This is a genomic window from Pseudomonas sp. LBUM1651 (genome assembly GCF_059716135.1).
Genome location: NZ_CP166805.1, coordinates 3,669,481 through 3,689,379 on the forward strand (window position 1 = coordinate 3,669,481; position 19,899 = coordinate 3,689,379).

19 protein-coding genes are annotated in these 19,899 nt (G+C 53.6%); 14 read left to right on the forward strand and 5 right to left on the reverse strand.

The window, feature by feature from the left end; all coding sequences use genetic code 11:
• Positions 1–8 precede the first annotated feature (8 nt).
• On the reverse strand, positions 9–599 hold the full coding sequence (locus tag ACA066_RS17010) for a 2-hydroxychromene-2-carboxylate isomerase (protein WP_497695856.1): 591 nt from the start codon (positions 597–599) through the stop codon (positions 9–11).
• 83 nt (positions 600–682) lie between these two features.
• Between ACA066_RS17010 and ACA066_RS17015 the strand changes: the two genes are divergently transcribed.
• From ACA066_RS17015 to ACA066_RS17025, 3 genes are all read left to right on the forward strand, one after another.
• Positions 683–1,249 carry a TetR/AcrR family transcriptional regulator gene (locus ACA066_RS17015; protein WP_497695857.1) on the forward strand — a complete coding sequence of 189 codons (567 nt, stop codon included), beginning with the start codon at positions 683–685 and terminating at the stop codon, positions 1,247–1,249.
• A gap of 362 nt (positions 1,250–1,611) precedes the next feature.
• Entirely contained in the window at positions 1,612–2,823 is a 1,212-nt protein-coding gene (locus ACA066_RS17020; protein WP_497695858.1) for an MFS transporter, read from the forward strand.
• A gap of 21 nt (positions 2,824–2,844) precedes the next feature.
• Positions 2,845–3,939 carry a Gfo/Idh/MocA family protein gene (locus ACA066_RS17025; RefSeq protein ID WP_497695859.1) on the forward strand — a complete coding sequence of 365 codons (1,095 nt, stop codon included), beginning with the start codon at positions 2,845–2,847 and terminating at the stop codon, positions 3,937–3,939.
• A gap of 4 nt (positions 3,940–3,943) precedes the next feature.
• On the opposite strand, the gene ACA066_RS17030 is transcribed toward ACA066_RS17025, so the two are convergent.
• The gene (locus ACA066_RS17030) at positions 3,944–4,828 is read right to left on the reverse strand and encodes a LysR family transcriptional regulator (RefSeq protein WP_497695860.1); all 885 of its coding nucleotides are present in this window, start codon (positions 4,826–4,828) and stop codon (positions 3,944–3,946) included.
• 147 nt (positions 4,829–4,975) lie between these two features.
• On the opposite strand from ACA066_RS17030, the gene ACA066_RS17035 reads away from it, so the two are divergent.
• The 6 genes from ACA066_RS17035 (at position 4,976) to ACA066_RS17060 (ending at position 11,438) form a co-directional block, all read left to right on the forward strand.
• Entirely contained in the window at positions 4,976–6,076 is a 1,101-nt protein-coding gene (locus ACA066_RS17035; RefSeq protein WP_497695861.1) for an alkene reductase, read from the forward strand.
• A 284-nt stretch (positions 6,077–6,360) separates the two neighbouring features.
• Entirely contained in the window at positions 6,361–7,248 is an 888-nt protein-coding gene (locus ACA066_RS17040) for a LysR family transcriptional regulator (protein WP_497695862.1), read from the forward strand.
• Between the two features lie 361 nt (positions 7,249–7,609).
• Complete coding sequence (locus tag ACA066_RS17045; protein ID WP_497695863.1) at positions 7,610–8,368, forward strand: SDR family oxidoreductase; 759 nt, start codon at positions 7,610–7,612, stop codon at positions 8,366–8,368.
• A gap of 517 nt (positions 8,369–8,885) precedes the next feature.
• Complete coding sequence (locus tag ACA066_RS17050; protein WP_497695864.1) at positions 8,886–10,007, forward strand: alkene reductase; 1,122 nt, start codon at positions 8,886–8,888, stop codon at positions 10,005–10,007.
• A 65-nt stretch (positions 10,008–10,072) separates the two neighbouring features.
• Positions 10,073–10,474: a nuclear transport factor 2 family protein gene (locus ACA066_RS17055; RefSeq protein ID WP_497695865.1), complete on the forward strand. Its 402-nt coding sequence runs from the start codon at positions 10,073–10,075 to the stop codon at positions 10,472–10,474.
• A 394-nt stretch (positions 10,475–10,868) separates the two neighbouring features.
• Positions 10,869–11,438: a TetR/AcrR family transcriptional regulator gene (locus ACA066_RS17060; RefSeq protein WP_497695866.1), complete on the forward strand. Its 570-nt coding sequence runs from the start codon at positions 10,869–10,871 to the stop codon at positions 11,436–11,438.
• A 292-nt stretch (positions 11,439–11,730) separates the two neighbouring features.
• Here the strand turns inward: ACA066_RS17060 and ACA066_RS17065 are convergent, their stop codons facing one another.
• Positions 11,731–12,249: a winged helix-turn-helix transcriptional regulator gene (locus ACA066_RS17065; protein WP_497695867.1), complete on the reverse strand. Its 519-nt coding sequence runs from the start codon at positions 12,247–12,249 to the stop codon at positions 11,731–11,733.
• A 177-nt stretch (positions 12,250–12,426) separates the two neighbouring features.
• Between ACA066_RS17065 and ACA066_RS17070 the strand changes: the two genes are divergently transcribed.
• The 5 genes from ACA066_RS17070 (at position 12,427) to ACA066_RS17090 (ending at position 16,970) form a co-directional block, all read left to right on the forward strand.
• Positions 12,427–13,212 (forward strand): SDR family NAD(P)-dependent oxidoreductase, encoded by a 786-nt coding sequence (locus tag ACA066_RS17070; RefSeq protein WP_497695868.1) that lies wholly within the window; start codon positions 12,427–12,429, stop codon positions 13,210–13,212.
• Positions 13,213–13,274: 62 nt separating this feature from the next.
• Positions 13,275–13,697 carry a tautomerase family protein gene (locus ACA066_RS17075; protein ID WP_497695869.1) on the forward strand — a complete coding sequence of 141 codons (423 nt, stop codon included), beginning with the start codon at positions 13,275–13,277 and terminating at the stop codon, positions 13,695–13,697.
• Between the two features lie 191 nt (positions 13,698–13,888).
• The gene (locus ACA066_RS17080; RefSeq protein ID WP_497695870.1) at positions 13,889–14,524 is read left to right on the forward strand and encodes a YbhB/YbcL family Raf kinase inhibitor-like protein; all 636 of its coding nucleotides are present in this window, start codon (positions 13,889–13,891) and stop codon (positions 14,522–14,524) included.
• A 151-nt stretch (positions 14,525–14,675) separates the two neighbouring features.
• Positions 14,676–15,416: an enoyl-CoA hydratase-related protein gene (locus tag ACA066_RS17085; protein WP_497695871.1), complete on the forward strand. Its 741-nt coding sequence runs from the start codon at positions 14,676–14,678 to the stop codon at positions 15,414–15,416.
• A gap of 693 nt (positions 15,417–16,109) precedes the next feature.
• Positions 16,110–16,970, forward strand: a complete 861-nt coding sequence (locus tag ACA066_RS17090; protein WP_497695872.1) for an aldo/keto reductase — start codon at positions 16,110–16,112, stop codon at positions 16,968–16,970.
• Positions 16,971–17,103: 133 nt separating this feature from the next.
• On the opposite strand, the gene ACA066_RS17095 is transcribed toward ACA066_RS17090, so the two are convergent.
• On the reverse strand, positions 17,104–18,321 hold the full coding sequence (locus tag ACA066_RS17095) for a hypothetical protein (RefSeq protein WP_497695873.1): 1,218 nt from the start codon (positions 18,319–18,321) through the stop codon (positions 17,104–17,106).
• Positions 18,322–18,730: 409 nt separating this feature from the next.
• A complete protein-coding gene (locus tag ACA066_RS17100; RefSeq protein WP_497695874.1) occupies positions 18,731–19,096 on the reverse strand; it encodes a histone-like nucleoid-structuring protein, MvaT/MvaU family in 366 nt (121 codons plus the stop codon).
• Positions 19,097–19,899 lie beyond the last annotated feature (803 nt).

The following is a 19,899-nucleotide window of genomic DNA, read 5'->3' on the forward strand; positions in this document are numbered from 1 at the left end:
GCGACAGTTCAGGTAATTGCTTCTCTAACGAATTCGAGACGGTCCTGACCGAAGAACATTTCATCTCCTACAAACATCGTTGGTGCTCCAAATACACCGCGGCGCAGGGCCTCATCTGTGTTTGCTTTCAAAGCAGACTTGATTTCAGGGTCGTTCATCAACGCTTGAATCTCTTCAAGCGTAAATCCTGCCTCAACGATAGTGGTGGCAATCAACTCAGGTAAATTCAGATTTAACGTATCAACCCACAGCGCCTTGAAAATCGCCGTCAGAATAATTTCAAAGCGCTCAGGCTGCCTGATTTGGACGCCTATGACGACTCGCATCAGGTTTAGCGTATTGATTGGGAAATGTGGGTTTGAGAGGAACGGCACATTGTACCTTCGGGCATAACGCTGGAAATCAATCGTTGTATAGCGTGCCTTTACTGGTACCGCGGCAGGTGAGGCATTTCCAGTTGCCTGAAATATCCCCCCCAACAGCATCGGCTTGAAAATCAAGTTTGCCCTTTTCTCTGCACACAGTCGTGGTAGCTGGGTCCACGCCAAATATGACGCAGGGCTACCAACATCAAAGTAGAACTCTACGGTCTTCGCCATGTTCGCCCCATTGTAAAACGATCGTTTAGTAAACGGACCATATGCTACGATTTATCCAATGTCAATCGATCCGAGGAAGGTGAATGCGCTACTCCAAAACCCACAAAGATGAGACGCGTGCGAAGCTGATTGAGACGGCCAGGGCGATCACGAAGAAAGGTGGTTTCAGCTCAACGGGCGTCGATGCAATGATGTCCGCCATCGGGATGACCGGAGGGGCTTTCTACAGTCACTTCCCCTCAAAGCAGGCGTTGTTTCAGGCAGTGATTGAGGATGAAATCCGAAACAGCACTGAAATGCTGGCGGGCGGACAAAACGCTTCAGGCGACCAGTTGGAGCAATGCTTACGTAGCTATCTCAGCACCTTTCATGTCCTTCATCCTGAAGAAGGTTGTGTTCTTCCAGCCCTGGGTGGAGAGATTGCACGCGCCGAACCGGAGGTACGAGTAACTGTCGAAAAAGGACTGAAACAAGTACAAAAAGCTTGGGCCGATCGTCTCGGTAGCCGGGATGCGGCATGGGCCGTCATTGCTCAATGTGTGGGGGCGCTGGTTCTGTCACGAGTAGTCGAGACAGAACGGACTCGCAAGGAAATCATTGCCTCGACCCGCAAAGCTATTGAGAAGAGCTATTTTCCCCCAGAAAAATAAAAGAACCCTTCTAGGTTCGCCCCACTCAATGACCAGGCATGAGACCAACTGAATTTTAGTTGTTGTTTGTAGCCCGCTCTTCGCTACCCCCTTCTTTCTTGCAGAGGAGCCGCCCATTGGCTCCTAAGGGTGATCGGCGCTCAAGGTCAAGCTCGAAAAATATCTCTTACGCTGAAATGGGCATGTTGGCGCACCGTGGCGCCGGCACAGTCATGAGCGAAAATTGCACGTCTTTAGCTAGACCGAACCGAATTGCCAATTACGGACACAGACGTCCGAAATGTTCGGACGTCTAGCGTATTTTTCCTGGCTGCATCTATTCCTACACTGGGTCCATCAACTTTTCCGCAGCTGGAAATACTATGGACTCAACCCAATTCATCAAGGGCAAACGGCCGCTGTATTGGCTGGCCTTAGGCACATTTGCCGTCGGTACCGAAAGCTTCATGATTGCGGGTTTGCTTCCCGGCATGGCGACAGATCTTGACGTTAGCGTCGGCGTGGCGGGCCAGTTAGTCACTGTATTTGCACTGGCCTATGCACTGAGTTCTCCGGTGCTGGCTGCGCTGACCGGGAACCTGAATCGGCGCAGGCTGCTGATCGGTGCCATGGCGTTTTTTGCGGTGGCCAACCTGCTGGCCTTTACTGCCAGTGGCTACTGGTCGTTGATGGCGGCGCGAGTGGTGTTAGCACTAGCAGCAGCGGTGTATGTACCCGGTGCGAATGCACTGGCCAGCGTGGTTGTGCCACCCGAACAGCGTGGCCGCGCCATCGCCATCGTCAACGGTGGCCTGTCGCTCGCCATCGCCCTCGGTGTTCCGGCGGGCACCGTGCTGGGTGCGGCAATGGGGTGGCGCGCCACGTTCGGCAGCGTCGCGATCATTTCCGCATTGGCCGTTGCCGGTTTGCTAATGGGACTTCCACGCGAAATAGGGGCCGGCCTTGCCACCGCCAGCCTCCGCCAACGCGTTTCAACCGCGGCTCAGCCAGCGGTATTGCGTACGCTGCTGATCACTACGTTGTGGGCAATGGCCAGCTACACCACTTACACCTACCTCGCTCCGCTTTTGGAAGCCACCACCCTGATAAATGGCCCGGCAATAGGTTTCGTGCTGTTTGGCTGGGGTATTTCAGCCGCAATCGGCCTGGCCATCAGCGGCCCGGCGGTAGACCGCAAAGGTCCGCGCGCGGTGATCCTGCCGGCGTTGGCGACATCCACTACCGCCTTCATCGTTCTGTCACTGGCGCCGCACGTTTTCGGCCAGCAGATCGTGGTCGTGCCGATTGTCCTCGCCATCGCGGCCTGGGGCGTGGCGCACTGGGCTTTTTATCCTGCCCAGCAAACCACCTTGGTCGGTGTGGCTGGTGCTGCGAGCGCGCCGGTGGTGTTGTCGCTCAATGCCTCCTTTATGTACCTCGGTTTCTCACTGGGTGCGGGTCTCGGCTCCCTGACTTTGCGCTACAGCTCGTTGGCCAACCTTGGCTTTGTCAGTGCCCTCTGCGCGGCGGCGGCCTTGACCTTGGCCTATGCCTCTGGCCGCCGACCCGCACCACAACCTTACCCTTCAAACTGAGCTCAGGAGCTTTGCATAACCATGCCATCTAAAATTCGAGTGGGTCTGATTGGCGTCGGTAATTGGGCCGAGTACGGCCACTTACCTGCCCTCAAGCTGCTTCCCGACTATGAGCTGACGGCAGTCCACAGTCGCGACCCAGCCAAAGCCACCCAACTGGCGCAGCGCCACGGCATCCGCTTTGCGCTCGATTCTGTGGAAGCGCTGGTGAACCATCCGGAAGTGGACCTGGTGGTGGTGCTTAACACGGCACCGCAGCACGAGGCCACCGTGCGGGCAGCCATAGCAGCCGGCAAAGATGTGTACTGCGAATGGCCGCTGACACCCAGCAAGGCCGTGTCGCAGGAACTGATGGAGCTTGCTGAGAAAGCCGGCGTTCGGCATCTCATCGGATTGCAGCGGCGACTGAACCCGGACTATCGCTACGTGCGCGACCTGTTAAAGGACGGCTACATCGGGGAACTGCGTTCGGTGCGGCTGCATATCAGTGTCGAATACTTCCAGCGGGAACGCTTGGCCGCCCTACACTTCACCATCCCGCCGGAGAACTTCTCCAGCCTGCTCTCCATCTACGGTGGTCACTACTTCGATGCGGTATTCACCCTGCTGGGCCATCCGGACAGCATCAGCGCTCTCACTGTCAATCAGTTCCCGGAAGTGACGCTGATCGAGACGGGTGAAGTACTAAAACATACGACCGCCGACCAGATCGTGGTCAACGGAACCTTCCCCAACGGAGCGGTGCTCACTGTCCATATCGAAGCCGGGAAACGCAACAACTACGGCATGCAACTGGACCTGACCGGCACCCAAGGCGATCTCAAGATCTGGAACACCACCAGCTTCGGCAACGAATTCAACATCATCGATGCGGCCCAGGGAGACTCGCAGCCTCTGCGCACACTCAAGGTCCCGCCGCGCTACAACTGGTTGCCAGAGAACAACCTGGGAGGCAGCCAGCAGGAACTGGCCAATTTGTATGCCGCCTACGCAAAGGATGCGCGCAACGGGACACACCTGGCGCCCACTTTCGCAGACGCCTTGCGCATGCACGAATTGATCGACGCCATCGAGATCTCCAACCGCGACGGCGTGCGCCTAAGGCTGGAGGCATGAGGAATCAAATGCGCAAGTGCGCACTCATGTAGTCAATGAAAACACGCAGCTTGGGCGAGGCATAACGGCTGGCTGGCCACAGCATCCAGAAGACGACTTGGCGGTCCATGTAGTCGTCCAGCACGGTGACCAGTTGGCCGCTTTCCAGCGCTTCGCGCACCAGGAAGGTAGGCAGAAAGGCAATACCCCTGCCCTGGATTGCGGCATAGGCAAGGGGTTCGATCGTGTTCGCCGTCATGGTCGCGGGTAGCACCAATTCAGCCTCGGAGGCTTCGAGCCGCAGCGGCCAACGCTCCAGCTTTCCCGTTGCGGGGAATTTGTGTTGCAGGCATAAATGGCTCTCCAGTTCACGCGGATAAGTGGGTACACCATGCCGCTTGAGATACGTGGGGGACGCCACCAGCACATGTGCGCAGGCACCCAAGCGACGCGCGGACAAGCGTGAATCGGTTTGCTCGCCGGTCCGAATCACCGCGTCGAACCCCTCCTCGATCACATCGACCATGCGGTCGCAAAAATCGATATCCAGTTCGACTTCTGGATACCGCTCCATGAACCCGTCAAAGGCCGGCATCATCAGGTCGCCCAGTAGAGGTGTGCCCACGCGAAGCCGCCCACGTGGACTGCCAGCCAGGCCTGATAGCTCGGACTCGGCAGCGGTGACCTCGCTGAGGATACGGCGGCATCGCTCAAGGAACAGTGTCCCCTCGGCGGTCAGCGTGATACTGCGTGTACTGCGATGAAACAGCCGTACACGCAAGCGCTCCTCCATCCGGGCGATGGTTTTGCCCACGGTCGAGGACGACACCCCCAACTGCCGGGCGGACTCGGTAAAGCTGCGCGTTTCGGCAACCTGCACGAACATTGAGATGCCACTCAGACTTTCCATCACTCTTCCTGCTTGCTCCGCTAGCCCCCCACCAACAAGGCGGGATTACGGAAAAATCATCCGAAATGTTCAGCATCGCGGGATGTTTTTCTTCACGCATTTTACGCCTACATTGCGCCCATCCCACCACTGATAGGTATCGTTGTCATGTCCAAACTACATACAAGCATCCAAATAGGCCCATACCAAATTTCCCATCGCGTCGTTTTGGCGCCGCTGACCCGTATGCGTGCCGAGCCGGGTGCCATCCCTGGCCCGCTGATGGCCGAGTACTACGCCCAGCGTACCACCGCCGGTGGCCTGCTCATCGGCGAAGCCACTATCGCCGCAGCCAATGGTAACGGATACCTCGGTGCTCCCGGTTTGTATGACGACAGCCAAATCGCCGGCTGGAAGCTCGTGACCGACGCCGTCCATGCCAAGGGCGGCAAAATTTTTCTGCAGCTCTATCATGCGGGGCGCCAGTCAAATAGCCTCTTGCAGCCAGGCGGCGCCCAGCCGGTGGCCCCTTCCGTCGTGGACCATGGCGGACTCGCCTTCACCGAGACTGGCTGGACCCCCGGCAGCCCGGCGCGCGAATTGACCATCGCGGAAATCCACGGTCTGGTGGACAGCTTCCGCGCTGCAGCTGTACGCGGCATTGCTGCAGGTTTCGATGGTGTGGAACTGCATGCAGCCAACGGCTACCTGTTTGATCAGTTCCTTCAGGACGGTAGCAATAAACGCGCTGACGCCTACGGCGGCTCATTCGAGAACCGCAGCCGGTTCCTGCTGGAAACGGTAGAGGCCGTGACCTCCGTTTGGGGAAACAACCGGGTAGCCGTTCGTCTCGGTCCGAGCGGCAATTTCGGCGACATGTCCGACAGTGACCCTGTTGGCCTATTCACCTATGTCGCGCGCGAGCTGGACAAGCTGGACCTCGCCTATCTGCATCTGATTGAGCCGCGCATCCTAGGTGTCGTCGAGGATGAGCGCCGGGACCAGAATCCGGTGGCGTCCCAGCTCCTTCGCAAACACTACAAGGGCACGCTGATCGCAGCAGGCGGTTTCTCCGGTGAATCGGCCAAGGCGATCCTTGCGGCCGGCGATGCAGACTTGGTCGCTTTTGGCCGCCACTTCATCGCCAACCCTGACTTGCCAGAACGCCTGCGTAACGGCTGGCCACTGAACCCATACGACCGCGAAACCTTCTTCGGTGGCACCAAGGTGGGTTACACGGACTATCCTGCCCATACCGAAGCTGCCTGAAAATCTGCACCGCTGGCATCTGGGGTCATAGGGCCCCAGCTGTCACTAATGGCTGGTTCACCTTCTCACAGGCTATTTTCTGTTTCGACGTCACAGACGAAGGAGTCAAATTAGCCTTCCGTTGCTGAGCCCAATCAAAGACTAAATAATCTTGGTCTTGTACGGCTAGATACGCGAGACTTGCTGTAGTCAGTTGTGAGCTAGCCCGACGCCACTCCCCGTTACGCAGAAGCTCATGTCAGTGGACTCAAGATGCATTCTGGCTGATCTGAGGCGCTAAACGCATGAAGGACCTTTTCAGCTACAGGCTTTTCACCCGGGTGGCTCGATTGGGCAGTTTTTCGGCTGCTGCACGCGAGGTGGGTCTTTCTCAGCCCCAAGTTTCCAGAATTGTGGCAGAACTCGAAACCGATCTCGGCACCCTACTGCTGGCAAGATCGACACGCGCCGTGGTGCCGACCGAGGCAGGAGCGGATTTTCTGTCACGCATGGAGCCCATCCTTGCAGCGGTGGAAGAAGCCGAGCAAAGCGTGCGCGGCGGCGGCGAGCTGCGTGGCGTAGTCCGAATCAGCATGCCCACAAGCATCGGCGTCAGGGAAGTCATTCCGCGATTAGCGCCCTTCGCAGCGCTGCACCCCAACCTTCATGTCCAGGTCCTACTCGCCGATCACTGGCAGGATCTGGTCCGCGAAAATATCGACGTTGCGATACGACTCGGGCGGCTATTGGACTCCACTGCAACAAGCCGACAAATCATGACGATCTCTAGGTTTATTCTCGCCTCACCGACTTACTTGCGTGCCGCCGGAGAACCAAAGACACCCGAGGATCTGCAATCACATCGCATCATCGCCGGTCCAGCCTCAATTGTTCCGAGCGGCTGGGCGTTCACCCGCGACGGTGAGAGCAAGACCATTCAGCTCGAGGCTCATTTCTCGACCGACGAAAATGAGGGAGCAGTCGCTGCCGCAGTTGCTGGGTTGGGAATTACATCAACAACAGCCTGGGCATGCCGACGTGAGCTGGAAAATGGAGAACTCGTCAAGCTGCTCACCGATTGGACGACCGAATCCGTACCCGTTCATGCCTACTTCCCCCATGGCTCGCGAACCAGGAGTGCTGGCCGCGCCTTGATCGAGCATCTTGTAGCCAGTCTTCTTGGCTCGGGATGAGACTTCAAGCTAGCAGAGTGATCACGCTCGATGATTGATCTCAGGTGACACCCAAGCCGGGTTACAGTCGCTTGGCTGAGTCTCCCCCTCTAGAAAGTTTGCTGCGACCGTTTTTAGGGTGAAGACAACCTGAAACGGTCATCCTGATTGACAGCCTCCTCCAATCGTCCCCATGCAACCTCTCTGCATAGTGCAGTGAAGCCTATGCATTTTTTACATAAATGATAGCGGAAAAGAGTGTCTACTCAGAAATCGCCGAGACTGCCAATTTAGCGTCGCTACCTGCACGACACATCGGTCGACTTGTTCATCCGCGGCGACGGGCTGGGAGCTCCTTACTCATATTTCCAGGAGAAGCGTCATGCGTATGACCGGCAATACTATCTTTATCACTGGTGGCGGCTCCGGCATCGGCCAAGGTTTGGCCGAAGCCTTCCACAAGCTCGGCAACAAAGTGATCATCTCTGGCCGACGCAAAGAACGGCTGCAGAATACGCTCGATGCCAATCCTGGCATGGCGGCCATTGAGCTCGACGTTACTGACCCGAACAGCATCCAGGCCGCAGCGCAGAAGCTCATCTCCACTTATCCAGACGTGAATGTGCTGATTAACAACGCCGGCATCATGCTGCTCGATCACGCAGAAGGGCCGGTGGACGATGAGCTTGCCCTATCGACCGTTACCACTAACCTGCTTGGCCCGATCCGCATGACCTCGGCACTCATCGAGCATCTGAAGGCGAAGCCTGATGCGGTCATTGCCAACGTCTCCTCCGTGCTCGGCTTCGTGCCGATGGCTGTAACAGCGGTCTACTCGGCGACCAAGGCCGCGATTCATTCCTATACGTTGTCACAGCGCTATCTGCTTCGTGAGCACGGCATTCAACTGGTCGAAATCGCTCCGCCTTGGGTGCGCACCGAGTTGCTCAATAGCACTGAAGAAGAGCGCGCCATTCCTCTTGACCAATTCGTTACAGAAGCGATGAAGCAGTTCGAAAGCGGCGTGGACGAAATCCTCGTATCACCCGCCGAGGCCATGCGCGCCAATCCCGGTCCGAAGGAGCATGCGTGGGTCAATCAGTTCAATGACATAGTCGCAAATGGGCCAGCTTTTGGCTGATCGCGACTGCTTCAGAATGGTTAGGTCCACACTGGCATCACCGTTACTGGGGTGAACCACATTCTTGGCCTTGCGCTCTACGTCCGCGTTCGTGTACCCGACAATTGCGCTGTCGTGACACTCGAATGCGGACACGTAGTCATGGGCTCCTTACAGCACCTCTGCCCCTCGAAACAGCTTTGATGCTTGCTTTCTGCCCTACACGAAACGTGCCGTCTTCCCTAAGAGGGTCTCTGCTTAACCGCGCTGATCAAAGCTCGTGTATTTGGCTGTTCACGGTTTATTCCTCTCCACGCCACTTAGCGCGCGACGGCGAAAGGTAGACAATCTCGAACAAAGTAGGGGGGATGCCCTTGGGCTTGCCGTCTGGCTAGTCGTGCACGCTACCCGAGGTGCAAGCAGAGGAAGAGGTGCGATTCATGTATATGACGCATAACTCTTATTGAAAAAAATCAGCTACCGGCACACCTGCCAACGAACGATATTACAGGCATAATTTTTAAAGGAGGCAGATCTCATGATCGATGCCACTTCAAACACGGGTCCCTTGTTCCAGTCGGCCCGCATGGGTGACCTCATACTCAACAACCGCATCGTTATGTCACCGCTAACCCGGATGCGGGCCGCCAATCCCGGGTTGGTGCCAACTGAACTGCATGCCGAATATTACGCACAACGTGCATCGGCAGGACTCATCATCTCCGAAGGCGCGTCCATCAGCCGAGAGGCGGTCGGCTGGGCCGACACGCCAGGCCTGTGGAGCGAGGAGCAGTTGAAAGGGTGGTCACGTGTGCTGGAAGCCGTACATGCCAAAGGTGGTCGGATGGTTGCACAACTCTGGCATACCGGTGCTATTTCTCACCCCGACTTCGGCGCCGTACCAATGTCCGCTTCGAATGTGAATGTCGGCAATGAAAGCACCACGCCCCTTGGTCGAAAACCCACGGTGACGCCCCGTCCGATGACCATCGAAGATATCCACCGGACAGTCTCCGATTATGCGAAAGCGGCTCGTAATGCCATGAGCGTCGGCTTCGATGGCGTGCAAATTCAGGCCAATTATCTGTATCTCATTGCACAGTTTCTGAACTGCACAACCAACCGGCGAACCGATGATTATGGAGGCAGCCTGGAAAAACGGGCGCGCTTTTTGTTCGAAGTGATCGAAGCAGTGCTGCAAGAGGTTGATCCGCGCCGGGTCGGCGTCCGTATTGGTCCGATGAACGAGGTTGGCGCCTTCGCTGCAAACGACGAAACGTTGCCTACGGCCGAATACGCGATTCGAGAACTCAGTGGCTACGGTCTGTCCCATGCCTTGATCATGGGGGCAACGACGGATTTCATTGGCACCCCTCTAGAGTCGCTCGCCGGTGATGCCATGTTTCAGCACTTCCGCTCCATTTTCAAAGGGACTTTGATCGCCAATGTCGGGATGGACGCTGAACGCGGTAACCGACTTATTGCTGAAGGCAGTGCTGATCTGATCGCCTTTGGGCGGCCCTTCATTTCCAATCCGGATCTGGTCGAACGACTCGCCGTCGGAGCACCGCTTGCCGAGATTGATTGGAACTCAGTCTATGCATCGGGAGCACAAGGTTACACCGATTATCCGCGCCACATTTCTACCGAGTTCGCCTGACACCACAAGGCAACATTGGGCCGCCCTTGAGCCGCCTACCCTATACATTAAGCAGGATCCAGACTATGACTGTACGTACACCCGCCGAAAACAAAGCCATCGTCCTCGAAGGTTTTGCAACCCTGTTCAATCGCAAAGATTTGGCTGCAGCCGAACGCTACTGGTCACCCTCTTACATCCAACACAGTGCACATGTCCCACCAGGTCGCGAGGGTCTGTTCGAGTTGGTCGCCGCCGGATCGCCCGATATGCGTTACGAATGCCAGCTTGCAGTAGCGGAAGGTGACTTCGTCATGTTGCATGGTCGGTTCACCGGGCTCGGTCAACCGACGAACTGGGTCGTGGTCGATATTCTACGCCTTGAAGATGGGGTAATGGTCGAACACTGGGATGTGATCCAGGACGAGGCGACACGTGAAAGTTCCGCTGGCGGCTACCCCATGTTTGGGGATCAGTTCCCAGGCTAACGCTTCGGAACAACGCCCTCGCTTAACCGGAGTTGCATCACTGTAGCAACGCGGCCCCTCGATTTCGCTAAGAGACTTGAGGGGCCCGCAGTCTTCAGACACTTCGCTACCATCGTTCAGACCGTTCGCAGCTCACGAGAGCTTTAATTTAAAGTCTTGAAACGTATTGAGTTTCGAATAGCCACTTTAATATAGCGCTTAGATATTTTTTGAGTTTTCCGCTTCAATCATTAGCAGCTTTGGCAGCTTGAATTGCAAGACAAACGGTATCGGCGCCTTGCTGAAACTGCTCCTTACCCAAGCTATGTAACTCGCATTGATAGGTCTCTGCTCTCGGTGAACATAGTGTAGAACGTTGGCCGAATTTGGTAATTCCGCACTCAGGAGAAAACCATTGGATAATTCAAAACGCAACCCGGCAGATACCACCCGCCTTAAAATTTTAACCTCTGCGTCGAGCCTATTTAGTAAACATCGCATCTCAGACGTCACCGTTGGTAAAATCATGGCTGAAATTGGCATGACCCACGGCGCGTTCTACAAATACTTCAAATCCAAAGAGGATCTTGCCGAAGAGGTTTGCAATACGGAGTTTCAAAGGACTCTGCGACTATGGCAAGACAGTATTCTTGAAGCAGACGTAATCTCACAATGCCCGGCTCGCCATATGATGAGCCAGTACCTCTTCAACGCTTATGAGGGTGACTGCCCAATAGTCACGTTCAGCCACGACGCTATTGATCAATCGCACGGTACTTCATTCCTTCAAGCCTATCGCGAAGGAACCATGGCTCTATTGAACACGCTACTACCCTTAATGGGAGAGCATTCTAGCAGCCAGGCTCGTGAGCAGTTGCTGGTACAGTTTTCTGCAATGATTGGCATTGGATTTCTGACCCAAACCTTTGGAAAAGATACTTGGTTTCAGGAAATAAAAAGCTCTCTTCTTAAAAACCTAGAATAGGTTGACCGGTGCAGGGATGGAGCATTAACCAATGATAATTGAGTTTACAATTTCGCTCGCCACCTCTTTCGGGACCAGCAACTTTCGGAAGCCAGCACGCCTAAATCCACATAGAGCAAAGCGAGCGTGAGATCTGTCACCCCTTCCGGGCGGGATAAGTTACTGCGACGCAAGGCCCGAATTCGACAAGCAATGCGTGGCTATTTTAATGAAGTAGGCAGTCGTATTTGCACCGACGCAGCCACAAGCGGATTAGCCCATGCGATAACGGCAACTTGGTTAAATTGCACATCTACTTTTTCCCGCTACGCACCGCAGCGTGTTCTTGACGCTTTGATAATCTCCAGCGCACCAGCTCGTCTGCGGCGGGCCCCTCCTCAATCCGGATATCTCGCAAGCGAACCGTCTCACCTGTTGTTTCATCAAGCAGAGCCAGCTTAACCCCCTGCCCTGAGTTCGCATTAATGAATCTTAGAGGTGGTCCTCCTAGATCGCCCACGTCCCATTTGTCGCCGACTTGTGCAAGCGCCATAAGGACCAGCGCCGTGTCTGCCCCCCTTGACGTCAACACATACTCATAGCGATCCGGGCGCGATTGGTACTGCCGCCGCTCAATCAGCTCATTCTGCTCCAGCGCCTTCAATCGATCTGACAACGTAGCGTTGGTAATCCCCGTGGAGTGGCGCAGATCATCGTAGCGTCGAAGCCCCAAGAGCATGTCTCGCAGAATCAGTGTCCCCCACCGGTCGCCTATGGCGCCCAGCACACTCGCAATCGAGCACGTCATACCCTCGAAGCCTTTGGATCGCATGGATATCAGCCTTATTTCGAAACGTTTGGATTCAGGATCACCCTGTCGCAGTAGCCTGACCAAAGGGCAAGTCAGGGCAAATAATAGGCCTTGATTACTCCAATTACTAGAGTTATGGTTAGTTACTCCAGTTATTAGAGTTAGCTGGATCATCGACCACAACAAGAGGAATTCCGCATGAGCACATCGAAAGGGACCGCGCTGGTGACTGGCGCATCATCCGGTATTGGCGCTGTTTATGCCGCTCGCCTTGCCGAACGTGGCCACGACCTGATTCTCGTGGCCCGACGGCTTGAGCGTCTCGAGGAGTTGGCCGAGCAATTGCGCAACGACTACGGCCGAACTATTCAGGTCGTCACTGCCGACCTCGCAAATGAGCAGGACGCGTCGAAAATCGAGGCCCTGGTCGGCAGCGCTGCTGATCTGCGCGTGCTGGTCAATTGCGCAGGCCTGGGTGCACTGGGCATGACCACCAGTATTGATCCAGCGGTGGCGGACAACATGCTCAAGGTCAACGTTCTGGCGCTGACTCGCTTGTCGCTGGCAGCCGCACGACGCTTCGCTCCAGCCAAGGAAGGAACCATCATCAATATCGGATCGATCGTCGCCTATATGCCCGTACCGGGCGCCGGTGGGTACAGCGGTTCCAAAGCCTATGTTCTGAACTTCACCCGTTCACTTCAGGCAGAACTCGCTGAAAGCAATGTCACCGTCCAGGTGGTCATGCCTGGCCCCGTGCGTTCCGAGTTCTTTGGTGACAAACCTGCACCGTTCCCGGATCAGCTGTTTATCTCCCCGGAAGCACTGGTAGACGCCGCTCTAAGCTCCCTGGACCAAGGAGAAGTCGTGTGCTTCCCCACACTTCACGACATATCTGCATGGCAGAACACTGAGATCGCCCGGGGAGGCCTCGTCAAGGCGCTCACTCAGAATGGCAAGCCTGCCGATCGCTACACCAACTAAGCAGCTGCTCGGGATACCCGGCGATCCGCGTCGGGTATATGAAAACAAGAAGGAGAAAAAACATGCCGCTCTGGAAGGTCTATCACCCTGAGGAAGCATTCTCGTCGGATGACAAGCAAGCCATCTCTCAGCGCATCACCAGCATCTATCGCGAGCTACCTCCCTTTTATGTCGGGGTGGTGTTCGAGGCGATACCGAAATCATCGTTTTACATCGGTGGTGAGCCAGCCGACGATTTTGTCCGCATCTCCGTGGACCATATCGCGCGTACGCTCAATGAAGATGAGATGAAGCAACGATTCCTCAATGCCGTTGCAAAGCTGCTGGCGCCATTCATCGCTGAGCGTGGATTGCGCTGGGAGATGCATGTGGATGAAACGCCATTCACTCTTTGGACAGTGGGCGGGTATCGCCCACCTCTGCCGGGAACTCCTGACGAGATCCGCTGGCGCACTGAGAATCGGCCTTCGCCCTTACAGTCCTGAGCCAGGATACCGACCCGTGGTGTTGCCCACGGGTCGGTTGCTAATTAAACGCTCAGTAGGTAATTACCGCGAATACGCCAATTAACCACTCTCTCGAATTGAAAATCATACGGTTCAACAGAACGGATTTGGCAGCGCAGATACGTGTGCGCTAGCGATTCTCTTGCCAACAACATAGGTCAATATTTCACATGCAGCTCATCAGCCAAAGTTTCCAGGACGGGCAAAAAATAGGTGGCGAATATGCATTCGCGGTACCCGATGCGATCTCGCACATTGCATTATCGTCAAACAGCAACCCTCACCTTGTATGGAGCGATGTCCCAGAAGGAACGCAATCTTTCGTTGTGGTCTGTCACGACCCGGATGTTCCTAGTCGTGGCGATGATGTAAACCAGGTGGGTCGAGAAGTCCCATCGTCGCTGCCGCGCGTTGATTTTTACCATTGGCTGCTGCTCGACATTCCAGGCTCGATTACTCAAATACCAGCCGGTTCGCATTCGAACGGCGTTACCGCACGCGGTAAATCCGGGCCCGACGCCCCCAATGGATGGCGGCATGGGATCAACGACTACACAAGCTGGTTCGCCAATGACGAGCAGATGAAAGGCGACTATTACGGCTACGACGGTCCCTGCCCGCCATGGAATGACACACTGGTTCATCACTACATTTTCACGGTTTACGCACTTGCTACACCAACGCTCCAAGTCTCAGGGCCATTGACTGGCGTAAACATTCTTGCGGCACTTGGTTCGGCTCAAGTCCTAGCAAAAGCCAGTTTGACCGGCCTGTATAGTTTGAACCCCTCACTTTCACTGAGTTGATCACCAGATAAACAAAATTTGAACGTGACTTCGTCGAAAGCCATTCAACGTTAGCCTCCCCTTCAGGCACCGCAATGTCAGTCGATTAGTCGGTGGTGTGACGCCGCTTGGCACCTTTAACATTAGTACTCTAAAGAGCGAGGCAAGGAAGATGATTGAAGTACAAAAACAACTCCAAAACAGCACTCTCATTTTGCGCCTGAACCGTCCAGATAAATACAACGCGCTCACCGGCGCAATGTATGCGAGCTTAGCTGACGCGCTCGTTGAGGCTGATGGTGACAACGCCATTCGCGCCGTTCTTATCACCGGCGGTGAAACCTGCTTCTCCAGTGGTAACGATCTAAGAGACTTTCTCGACAATCCACCGCAGTCGCTCGACGCACCAGTCTTTCGCTTCATGGACTCAGTGCTGTCATTAAAGAAACCTCTGATCGCCGCAGTTTGTGGACCTGCAATTGGCATAGGCACTACGCTCTTGTTGCATTGCGACTTGGTTTACATCACCAATAACAGCAAACTCAGCGTCCCATTTGTAAAACTTGGACTCAGCCCGGAGTTTGGCTCAAGCATGCTTTTACCTAGACTTGTGGGACCTGTTTTAGCTTCCCAACTGCTGCTATGCGGGGATACGTTCTCAGGGCAAGACGCCGTTGCCTGGGGAATTGCAAATGCTGGTTTTGATAATCCTAATGATTGCCTCGGCCAAGCGTTGCTCCAAGCCAATCGTTTTGCGCTGGCTGACCAGGTGGCTTTGCGGGAGAGTAAACGACTGCTTCGGGAATCACGCCCCGAACTCCGCTCCGTGATCCGCGCTGAAAGTGAAGCATTCATCGCAATGGTTCAAAGAGAAGAAACACGTAAGGCTATCGGTCATCTAATCAAAGCCTAGACAAGTACAGAGGGCATCCCATCAGATGCTCTTTGCCCGAAATAGGAGCATCATCATACAGTAACGGCATAGCCGAGCAGCCAATAGCGGTAACTGGCTTCATTCAGTCGCCCCGCCAAAGCCGTAGCTCTCCCACCATAAGCAAAAAAGCAAACGCTTTTCACCAAGCTCAGCAAATTTTAGAGATGACAATTCCTGCGATTAACAAGGTTGAGGGGAACGGAAACGGAATTATCAGTGCTTAAACTTGACCTTAATCTCGCACATACTTCCCGACATCACCTAACACGCCAAGAAGGCTTCAGTTTTTTTCATAAAACGATTGAAAAGCACTAAATCAGGCCTAATTAATCCCCGCCTTAAAAGCTCTATCACCCGTCCTTCAACGATTTTTTAAAGCTCCAAAGTGCAGCTAAAAAAAGGTCCGCGCATGCGCGGACCTAAAGGATCAAACCAGAAGTAGAAGCGAAACCAACGATTGAGATTCCTTTCTCCAACCATTCGCCCCTAGCTAATCCTAACACTCTCGACAACTTCTTAAAATCATAACCAATAATATTCACTATCAACAATGGCAATCGTTAATTGACTTATAATACAGAACATCGTGGAGTGCAAACTCAGGCAAAGGCAGCATGCCTTCATCGCATGTCCTGCACAGGAAGCGACGTTATCAATTGGTAGGGTGTAAAAATGAATAGAGAAAAATCCAGTTTGGCTAGAACATTTAAGGTCGGTGGAGAGATCACAGTTAACCGACTAGGCTTCGGTGCCATGCGAATTACAGGCCGAGGAATTTGGGGACCTCCTGAAGATCGTGAAGAAGTACTTCGCACCCTTCGCCGTCTTCCCGAGTTGAGCATTAACCTCATTGACACGGCGGACTCCTACGGCCCGGATACTTCAGAAGAGTTAATTCGCGAAGCATTACACCCCTACTCTTCGAAAATGCTGATTGCGACAAAAGCTGGACTAACACGCAGCGGCCCGGACCGTTGGGCCCCATTGGGGCGTCCTGAATACCTAATCCAGCAAGCCAAAAGCAGTCGTGAGCGCTTAGGTGTCGAGCAAATTGACCTTTGGCAGCTGCATCGAATTGATCCTGCAGTCCCACGTGACGAACAGTTCGGAGCAATTCGACAATTACTCGATGAAGGGGTGATACGTCACGTCGGCCTTAGCGAAGTATCTATTATGGATATAAAACAGGCTTCAAAAATTTTCAAAGTTGCGACTGTTCAAAACCGGTTTAACCTCATAGATCGTAATAGTTCGGATGTTCTCGATTACTGTACGACCGAAGGTATCGGTTTTATCCCTTGGTACCCGCTAGCTGCAGGCAGCCTTATTCAGCCAGGGGCATTATTAGATACCCTCTCCCGTAAATTAGGTGCAACACCAGGGCAAATCGCGATTGCGTGGTTACTGCAACGTAGTCCCGTGACGCTTCCAATTCCTGGCACCTCAAAACAATCACACTTGGAGCAAAATGTAGCGGCTTTGGATCTTTATCTTTCCGATGAAGATGTCATGGCCCTCGATGCGCTTTTTTAGGGGGCTGCTGGCTGCAAATCGGTCTAGGTTCGCCAAGGCGTGTCAAACTTCGCCTTGGTGAGTGCCTCTTGGAAATTCGTACCGCATCGTAGGGCGCGTGTACCTCGTGTGCCGAAATCTGTGTTTGCTCAGATTACGGTTTTTTAGAATTGTCCAGGATCCTGTCGAAGAGGAAACTCAAGCCTTCGCCCGCCTTGAACTGCCAGAATACACGTTCACCATGCTCGTTCTTGAAACTGAGACTGTTCTGCCCGGTGTACTCGGGAATGGAAAGCTGGCAAAAAGCAGTCAGCCTTGCAAAGATATCGCGATATTTCCCTGAAGACCGGTGCGCGATACTGCCGGCAGTTAGAAACGCCGAATAAGCAAGACTCTTGTGGGCGCGAGCAATGATCAACGCCTTGCTGTCGGGAGGATTACTCAATAGTTCACAGGCTTCGACAAAACTCAAGTATTTTTCAAGCGCTCTTCTGGGGTCCCAATAAGACCAAAGACCACTTACCATAATTGGCAAATTACAATCAACTTCCTCATCACCGAAGTTCAGCGCCCTATCCCAATCGGGACAGATGTCACCACCTTCCAAAGCTTGCAAGTCCGCACCTACTCGGTATTTGAAGTATTCCGGAAAACAATCTATCGCGTCTTTCAGCGCCTCGGCAAAAAAACTTGAATGGACATTGTTAGTCAATGCATCATTCGCCTCATATACAACCCTAGCCTTGTCAACATCATTTCCGGAGAATATCCCACCAAAAGGACCATCCAGGCTCCAAGTTGTTGCGCCAATTTTCTCCAAGTCTTTTTCTTTATAATGCTCGATCGGGACTACAAATCTCCTGAACAAATTCGAGTAACTTTTTGGAAAGTAACGCGCAGCAAACAACCAACCCACGACGCTATCTTTATCAAGAAGCCGAGATTCGATATCGGAATTTTTTATAATCTCGTAGTCAAAAGGAATGATTTTATTGCTTTTCAATCCTTCCAACTTAGTGATCAATGGGGCGCTAGGAGTTGTAGAGTAAAATCCTATAAATTTGGTGCAGCCATTCGAATAGACAGCTGACACGGGGTCAAGCTCCTGGTCAGCTCCAACAGCGTTATCGCCATGGGCATAATGCTTGCAACTGACCAGGATTATCTCACCATTTAATTCAACCTTGAGATCCAAATCATTATCAGGCCCTCTCATGGTGCCTGCCAATACAACACCACCTAATACCTTCTCAAAATACTCTTCCGCAAATTTTTCAAATGCATCCAGGTCCTCCTTCACAAATGCTTTTTTTCTAGCCTTTCGCAGTTGTGGACTCGCAGAAGGGATTTCACGAAAATCGAGGATACCCATACAACCAGCTCTCCATGACTCATACCGGATCTCTCAAGGAGTTGATCGATAGAGCAAAAATGATAATGGTAAAACGAGATGATATCAGATCACCCCTTGCAAGACGGGCTCAACTGGCATTCAACTGCACCAGCCAATAGCGTTTTCCCACCGGCATTCAGTGCGTTATTGAACGCGCTCAAAGCTCATTTGCCGCAAACCAACTCGCTGCCTCGGAGAAATCGACGATCAGGTGCAGGCAATCTACCTGTTTAAGTGTCGTGGGCAAATCCGATGCAAATAGCTGGTCAGGTCAAATGTAATCCGCTGAGCAAGTATAGGCTGTTTTCGATAGGGTAAGCTCAACCAAATCCCGTTAAAAACCATATATAAAAAGGCCCATGAAGGGCCTTTCTTAGTTGAAGAAAAATTACTTGGCAAGCCAAGATTCGACAATGGCTGAGCCGTATTCTGCTTTCCACTCCTTCAATGTTTTGTGATTGCCACCTTTGGTTTCAACGACTTCACCTGTGTGAGGATTCTTAAAAACCTTTACTTGCCGGGGTTTACGAGTACTGGCTTTGGACTCCGCAGCAGGTGCGTGACGAATTGCGTGAGGATCAAGCAGGTTGATCACATTTGTCAGGCTATAACCGTATTCTGCGAGCAAAGCGCGCAGCTTCGACTCAAATTCAATTTCTTTCTTGAGACCAGCATCGCCTTTCAGCGCTTCGAGTGCTAGGAGTTGCTCTGCAAGGTGTTTTTCAAGCTGGCGGAACTCTGCGAGTTTAGACATGACGAATCTCTTTTCAATAGATGCCTAACAGTATATTGCAAATAGTTCAACATACTAAAGATATCTTAAGCGAAATGAGGTCTACGCCTCCCACTTGTGTCACTTTTTACCCCCTCGTCACATCATGATCGCGGGCCTAATGCCTTGAGGCGGCCCCGCCACTTCGTGCTCGGCGGGCATTGCGATTTCATTGTGACGAACCCGTATTCAGATCCGTTGCAGTGCAATTTCATGCTTTTTTTCAACGTAGGAATAGTGTCGGAACGCGCCTCTCCAACCGGACAAACGTTGGTTTATTACCGCGCCGTAGATGCCGGAATCATTGTTGAACAGCCGGTATGTTTTGGCGGCGGAGGTCATCGGCTTGGGCGCATAGGCGGTGATATTTACGTCGTGACATGCCAAGTTTTGCTCGCTTTTGAAATAACCTCAGTAAGCCCCCACCGACAGTGTTTTTGACGTTGTCACCTCGCGGCCTGCCGAGTTGATCGCGGCCGGAACCGATGATGGTCACCTTATGCGCAACGATCCAAGGTACTGGGTAACGCTGCCACCAATGCCTGACCACGGCCGAAGCTTAGCTAGACGATAGGCCTTGATTACTCTAATTACTAGAGTTATTGTCACTCACTCCAATAACAAGAGCAGCTAGACCATCAACCACAACAATCGAACTCAGCATGAGTACATCGAAGGGAGCGTGCTAGTGATCGTCGCCTCATCAGGCATCCCCGACACTTCACGAGCTCTCCACTTGGCAGAACACAGAAATGGTTCGGGCCGGCTTGGTCAGGGCGCTCATC

Bases quoted from the DNA above. Each gene is read 5' to 3' on its own strand.
- ACA066_RS17010 (WP_497695856.1), bottom strand. From the start codon at position 599: ATGGCGAAGACCGTAGAGTTCTACTTTGATGTTGGTAGCCCTGCGTCA.
- ACA066_RS17015 (WP_497695857.1), top strand. From the start codon at position 683: ATGCGCTACTCCAAAACCCACAAAGATGAGACGCGTGCGAAGCTGATT.
- ACA066_RS17020 (WP_497695858.1), top strand. From the start codon at position 1,612: ATGGACTCAACCCAATTCATCAAGGGCAAACGGCCGCTGTATTGGCTG.
- ACA066_RS17025 (WP_497695859.1), top strand. From the start codon at position 2,845: ATGCCATCTAAAATTCGAGTGGGTCTGATTGGCGTCGGTAATTGGGCC.
- ACA066_RS17030 (WP_497695860.1), bottom strand. From the start codon at position 4,828: ATGGAAAGTCTGAGTGGCATCTCAATGTTCGTGCAGGTTGCCGAAACG.
- ACA066_RS17035 (WP_497695861.1), top strand. From the start codon at position 4,976: ATGTCCAAACTACATACAAGCATCCAAATAGGCCCATACCAAATTTCC.
- ACA066_RS17040 (WP_497695862.1), top strand. From the start codon at position 6,361: ATGAAGGACCTTTTCAGCTACAGGCTTTTCACCCGGGTGGCTCGATTG.
- ACA066_RS17045 (WP_497695863.1), top strand. From the start codon at position 7,610: ATGCGTATGACCGGCAATACTATCTTTATCACTGGTGGCGGCTCCGGC.
- ACA066_RS17050 (WP_497695864.1), top strand. From the start codon at position 8,886: ATGATCGATGCCACTTCAAACACGGGTCCCTTGTTCCAGTCGGCCCGC.
- ACA066_RS17055 (WP_497695865.1), top strand. From the start codon at position 10,073: ATGACTGTACGTACACCCGCCGAAAACAAAGCCATCGTCCTCGAAGGT.
- ACA066_RS17065 (WP_497695867.1), bottom strand. From the start codon at position 12,249: ATGCGATCCAAAGGCTTCGAGGGTATGACGTGCTCGATTGCGAGTGTG.
- ACA066_RS17070 (WP_497695868.1), top strand. From the start codon at position 12,427: ATGAGCACATCGAAAGGGACCGCGCTGGTGACTGGCGCATCATCCGGT.
- ACA066_RS17075 (WP_497695869.1), top strand. From the start codon at position 13,275: ATGCCGCTCTGGAAGGTCTATCACCCTGAGGAAGCATTCTCGTCGGAT.
- ACA066_RS17080 (WP_497695870.1), top strand. From the start codon at position 13,889: ATGCAGCTCATCAGCCAAAGTTTCCAGGACGGGCAAAAAATAGGTGGC.
- ACA066_RS17085 (WP_497695871.1), top strand. From the start codon at position 14,676: ATGATTGAAGTACAAAAACAACTCCAAAACAGCACTCTCATTTTGCGC.
- ACA066_RS17090 (WP_497695872.1), top strand. From the start codon at position 16,110: ATGAATAGAGAAAAATCCAGTTTGGCTAGAACATTTAAGGTCGGTGGA.
- ACA066_RS17095 (WP_497695873.1), bottom strand. From the start codon at position 18,321: ATGGGTATCCTCGATTTTCGTGAAATCCCTTCTGCGAGTCCACAACTG.
- ACA066_RS17100 (WP_497695874.1), bottom strand. From the start codon at position 19,096: ATGTCTAAACTCGCAGAGTTCCGCCAGCTTGAAAAACACCTTGCAGAG.